We start from the raw sequence: 3,905 nt of genomic DNA on the forward strand, positions 1-3,905 counted from the left end.
CTACGAGGTGGTGTGCGTGATCCCCGACTACCCGCCGGGGATCACGGAGTACACGCTGACGAAGCGGCTGAGATGAGCGTGGCGCGCTCCTCCACGACCCTCACGACCCTCTACGGCTCCTACAGAGGGCCTCGACTTGTGAATGATCTGTGAAATCTACCTGAATCCGCATATGTGCGATATTAACGAGTATCCGCGGCACACCAAATATTACACAACCTGGGCACTACGCGGACATTTAAACTCCGCGGCCCCTACCAGCGAGTAAGTCGCGCATACGGCGGCGAAAGAAACCGTTGGCCACCCGTTTCACCTGGTGTTACTGTCTGATCATTGCGAGGGGGGTATTCCCGCATGCACGGGGGTGCGAATACATGCATGAGCTCCACCTCTCGTGCTGGATAGCATTCAGCATGGGAATTTCGTGAAGCTTACTTCTCGTGCCGCCGTAACGGCCGGCACAGCCGCGGTTATCGCTCTTGCTCTCGCTCCTACCGCGGAGGCGAACTGGTCGAGCAGCATCTCCGCCGCGAGCGTCTCCTTCGAGTCCCGCCGCTGGTCCGACGAGCTGTACTCCCAGGTCAAGTTCACCGGCTGTACCACCGATGGCCCGAAGAGCACCGACGTGCAGATGTGGCGTGACATCAGCCTCCAGCCCGACGACTCCTACGACAACAAGACGTTCACGGCCTGCTTCGACGGCGGTACGAGCAACGGCGAGTGGACCGACCTGGGCTCGGGTATGAAGAACGTATACTTCAAGATCATGAAGATCGGCGGCTCGACCTTCGGCCCGCAGCTCAGCGTGAACAGCGTCAGCGTCGACACCACCAAGGCCGACGGCTGATCGGATTTCTGCCCCGGGGCCTCAGCCGTGGCCCCGGGGCACATCCTTATACTTTGTGAGTCGCGATGAAATTCACCACCGCACTGAGAAGCAGCAGTGTGCGCTGGGCCGGCCCCGCCGTCCTGCTTTTGGCCGCCCTTTATTACATGACGGGGGAAACCGCGCCGCCCAGCCAATATCACCACTGGGCCCCGGCGATAGTTTCCGCTCCACTCATGACTCTCTACGCACTCGCCTATGCGGCCGCCGCCGGGCTCGGTGTGTGGGAAAGCGGGCGACTGCGCAAGGCTCACATCTGGGAATCCCTGCCGTCCCGGAGCCGTTATCGAGTGGCGGCCAACATATTGCTTCCCGTGGTGATTCCGTCGTGGGCCGTCCTGCTGCTGCCCCCGGCGATCTCTCTCGCGCGCAGCGGCACCGCGCCGACCCTCGACTCCTTGCGGCTGCCTTTGATGGGCATGCTGGTGGTCGTCTGCCACGCCATCGCGGGATTCGCCCTGGGCTCGGTCCTGCCGCGGCTGATCGCCGCGCCGGTGGTCGCGGTCGTGGACTGGATCGCGGTGGCGTTCACCCGGGCCACGGAACCGTACTGGCTCCGTCATGTGTCCGGGCAGTTCTCCGACATCGGCTTCGGCGAGGTGCCCCGACTGGTGTCCCTCGCGGCTCCCGTCCTGCTGGCGGGCGGCGTGGCCGTCGGCCTGCTGCTCCTGTGGCTGCCGCTCGGACCCCGGGTGCTCCGGGGCGTCCTCGCATTCGGCGTGGCCGCAGTTGGTGTCCTCGGCGCCCAGCACCTCGCCCGGGACTGGCCGCACGACCCTCCCATGGCCACCGGCCAGGCCCCCATGGACTGCTCGGGTGTAAAGCCCCGGGTGTGCGTGGCGCGCGTGGCCTCCGGGAATCTGGACCGCGCCCAGCGCGAGGCCTCCCGGACGCTGAGCACCCTGCGGGCCGCCGGGGTCCCCGTCGCCGCTCCCGACCAGATCGCGGACATCTACAACGGGCCGACCGCCGCCGGCCCGGGTGACCGGGTGTGGCGGATGAACATCATGACCGCGGACCGGCCCCACGAGGTCGGCTACCAGGTCATGGTCCGTGCGCTGAAGTTCCGCTGCGCCGAGGTCCCCCTCGTCCGGGCCCGCTCGGTGTGGCTGTGGGGCGCCACCCGCACCGGCCAGGTCGACATGTACCAGGAGCGCCGCCGGAACGAAGGCGTCACGCCCGAGAGCCGGCAGATCGAGAGCCAGGTCAGCGACCAGGTCCGTGACGTCCTCGACCTGTCGCAGGCCGCGCAGAGAACCTGGATCCGCAGCAACCTCGACTCCTGCTCGAAAAACGCCACGGGGAGCACGGCGTGAGGTGGTGGATCGGTGCCCGGCGGGCAGGATTCACGGTCCCGCTGGCCCTGGCCACCTTCCTGCTCCCGCTCCTCGCGGTGCAGAACATCCGGGTCGCCCTGCCTTCCCTCATCGGTTCGCCGCAGATCGCGTTGACCCTGTTCGTGCCCGTACCTCTCGTCGCCTGCCTCATGCATCTCCTGGAGTCACGGGTGCCCGCCCCGGAGGATTCCGGGGTGCGGCCGGTGGCCCGGTACGACGCCGCGCTCGTCACCGCGGTGGCAGTGGCGGCACTCTGCTGCGCGCTGCTGGTCAACGCCCTCGGCGGTACGCAGGAGGCCGCCGCGGCAGGCCGCAACGTGCTCTTCCTGACCGGCCTGCTGCTCCTGGGCCACACCCTGTTCGGCCCCTCCGCGGTCATGGTCCCCGTGGCCTGGCTGGTTCTCGTCGTCGGCATCGGCTTCCGGGGCAACGTGCCGCGGTGGTGGACCGTCGTACCGCAGTCCGCCCACGACGTCCCCGCGGCCGCCGTCTCCCTGCTGATGTTCGCCGCCGGCCTGACCGCTCTGATCTTCGCCCCGAGGAAGGCCTCGTGACCCTCGAACTCACCCACTGCACCTACCGCTACCGGCGCGGGCGCAAGCCCGTCCTGCAAGACTTCGACTACGCGCTGCCCGACGGACTGTCCATCCTGCTGGGCCCCAACGGCGCCGGGAAGTCGACCCTGCTCAAGCTCGCGGCCTCGGTGACGAAGCCGCAGCGCGGCAGCGTCCAGCTCGACGGGATCCCGGCCGGAAGCCGGCAGTACCGGCAGGACGTGGCGTGGATGCCACAGGACATCACCCCGATGCCCGGGCTCACGGCACGCGAGTACGTCGCGTACATCGGCTGGCTCAAGGGCATGAACCGGCCCGACGCCTGGAAGCGTGCCCGCCAGACACTCGCGCGGGTCGACCTCGCCGACCGGATGAACGAGCGCAGCGACCGTCTCTCCGGAGGACAGCTCCGCCGCGTCGGCGTCGCGGGCGCGCTGGTGCACGGGGCGCGGGTGCTGCTGCTCGACGAACCGACCGCCGGACTCGACCCGTACCAGCGGCGGGTGTTCCGGGACATGCTCTCAGGCCTCACCGGCGACATCCGGGTGCTGCTGTCCACCCACGATGTCGCCGACCTCGCCGAGGAGGCCGATCACGTGACCGTCGTCCACGACGGCCGGATCATCCACCACGGCGACACCGGCTCCTTCCTCGCCCTCACTCCTGCCGGCACCGTCGAGGGCCGGGCGGCCGAGGGCGCGTACACGGCCCTGCTGCGCAACAACGGCGCCAGGGCCTGACCGGCGACGAACGACATCGCGAGCCGGGCCGACTCTGCCTCCCCGATCAGCCTCAGCGCGCGGGGAGGCAGTGGACGCGAGTGATCAGGCGACCCGCCGCGCCCCCGCCGAAGGCACCGCCGGGAACACCCGCGGCGCGGTGTAGCCCGCCGCGGCGAACGCCTCCTGGACCGCCTTGGTGACCGTGTCCGCGTCCGCCGTCTCGACCAGGACGACGGCCGAGCCGCCGAAGCCGCCTCCCGTCATCCGCGCCCCCAGCGCGCCCGCCCGGTTCGCCGCCGAGACGGCGAGGTCCAGCTCCGGGCAGGAGATGCGCAGGTCGTCGCGGAGCGACTCGTGGCCGGCCGTCAGCACGGGGCCGATCCCCCGGATGTCCCCCGCGTCGAGC

The 3,905-nt window shown here is 69.2% G+C and carries 4 protein-coding genes and 2 pseudogenes; 5 read left to right on the forward strand and 1 reads right to left on the reverse strand.

The window, feature by feature from the left end:
* The 5 genes and pseudogenes from KM933_RS40135 to KM933_RS38415 all read left to right on the forward strand — a co-directional run.
* Positions 1-76, forward strand: a pseudogene (locus tag KM933_RS40135) (GNAT family N-acetyltransferase); the annotation flags it as partial.
* A gap of 348 nt (positions 77-424) precedes the next feature.
* A complete protein-coding gene (locus KM933_RS38400) occupies positions 425-847 on the forward strand; it encodes a hypothetical protein (protein ID WP_221362188.1) in 423 nt (140 codons plus the stop codon).
* A gap of 215 nt (positions 848-1,062) precedes the next feature.
* Entirely contained in the window at positions 1,063-2,202 is a 1,140-nt protein-coding gene (locus KM933_RS38405; protein ID WP_221362190.1) for a hypothetical protein, read from the forward strand.
* Positions 2,199-2,777, forward strand: coding sequence for a hypothetical protein (locus KM933_RS38410; protein ID WP_221362192.1), 579 nt, complete (start codon positions 2,199-2,201; stop codon positions 2,775-2,777). The genes KM933_RS38405 and KM933_RS38410 overlap by 4 nt, the downstream gene beginning before the upstream one ends.
* Positions 2,774-3,517 (forward strand): ATP-binding cassette domain-containing protein, encoded by a 744-nt coding sequence (locus tag KM933_RS38415; protein ID WP_221362194.1) that lies wholly within the window; start codon positions 2,774-2,776, stop codon positions 3,515-3,517. Before KM933_RS38410 ends, KM933_RS38415 begins: the two co-directional genes overlap by 4 nt.
* Before the next feature lie 84 nt (positions 3,518-3,601).
* Here the strand turns inward: KM933_RS38415 and KM933_RS38420 are convergent.
* Positions 3,602-3,905: pseudogene (locus tag KM933_RS38420) on the reverse strand (galactokinase); the annotation flags it as partial.

This window comes from Streptomyces beigongshangae, assembly GCF_019710745.1.
Lineage (GTDB): Bacteria > Actinomycetota > Actinomycetes > Streptomycetales > Streptomycetaceae > Streptomyces > Streptomyces beigongshangae.